Annotated in this window: 1 protein-coding gene; it reads right to left on the reverse strand. The window is 67.7% G+C overall.

All coding sequences use genetic code 11. The features are described 5' to 3' along the window. Positions 1-304: 304 nt before the first annotated feature. On the reverse strand, positions 305-1,459 hold a 1,155-nt coding region (locus FV220_RS24945), incomplete at its 5' end, for an ABC transporter permease (RefSeq protein ID WP_147833578.1).

Raw genomic sequence — 1,459 nt, forward strand, 5'->3', positions numbered from 1 at the left:
GTGGGGGTGGCGGGGATCGCCTGCGCGGCGGCGCGCTCGGAGGCCAGCACACCGCCGATTCCGGCGAGGCTGCCGGCCATGAAGAGGCGGCGGGACGGCGTCGTATGCGAGGCGTCGGACATCGGATCTCCGGATCCATGAGGGTTAAATCTCGCGGCCGGATCGAGGATGCCGCCCCGGACAACGCATGACGCTCCGATCGGATTCCATCGGAACCTGCGGTGGAGGCGCGCGGGGGGATTAAAACCTGAGACCCACCTCGGCGGGTCTCAGGCGCCAGGCGGTTTTTACTGGGACGTGGTTTTTACTTGAACGTCTTGCGGGGGTCGAAGGCGTCGCGCACGGCCTCGCCGGCGAAGATGAGCAGGCTCAGCATCACCGCCACCACGAAGAAGCCGGTCAGCCCGAGCCAGGGGGCCTGGATGTTGTCCTTGCCCTGCGCCAGCAGCTCGCCCAGCGAGGCCGAGCCGGGGGGCAGGCCGAAGCCGAGGAAGTCGAGGGAGGTCAGCGTGCCGATCGAGCCGTTGAGGATGAACGGCATGAAGGTCAGCGTCGCCACCATGGCGTTGGGCAGGAGGTGCCGGCTCATGATGCGGATGTTGGAGAGGCCGAGCGCGCGGGCGGCGCGGACATATTCGAAGTTGCGCGCCCGCAGGAACTCGGCCCGCACCACGCCGACCAGGGCCACCCAGGAGAACAGCAGCAGGATGCCGAGCAGCACGAAGAAGCCCGGCGCGATGAAGGCCGAGATGATGATGATGAGGTAGAGGGTCGGGATGCCGCTCCAGACCTCGATGAAGCGCTGCAGGGCGAGATCGACCCAGCCGCCGAAATAGCCCTGCACCGCGCCGGCGATGACGCCGATCACCGAGGAGACCAGGGCCAGGATGAGCCCGAACAGCACCGAGATGCGAAAGCCGTAGATGACGCGCGCCAGCACGTCGCGGGTGGTGTTGTCGGTGCCGAGCCAGTGCATCTCCAGGCCCTTGCACCCCTCCCGGCCCGTGGTCTCGGCGCCATCCTGCTTGGCCGCGGCCTGGCACTGCTCGTCGGTGAGCATCCAGGTGGGCGGCGAGGGCGAGGGCGTCGGCAGCCCGTCAATGATCGTGTCGTAGGAATACGGAATCGGCGGCCAGACCGCCCAGCCGTTCTCGGCGATCTCTTTCCGCGTCTCCGCAGAGCGGTAGTTCGGCCGCGCATAGAACCCGCCGAACTTCTCGTCCGGGTAGTCGATGAGGACGGGAAACAGGATCTCGCCCTTGTAGGACACCACCAGGGGCCGGTCGTTGGCGATGAACTCGGCGAACAGGCTCAAGCCGAACAGGCCGACGAAGATCACGAAGGACCAGAAGCCGAGCCGGTTGCGCCGGAAATTCGAGAGCCGCCGCCGGTTCAACGGCGACAGCCCCCGCACCACCGGCGCGAGGGGAGGCGGGGCGGTGACGGGGACGGCTTCCGC

The organism is Methylobacterium sp. WL19, from assembly GCF_008040005.1.
In the GTDB taxonomy this organism is placed as follows: Bacteria; Pseudomonadota; Alphaproteobacteria; order Rhizobiales; family Beijerinckiaceae; genus Methylobacterium; species Methylobacterium bullatum.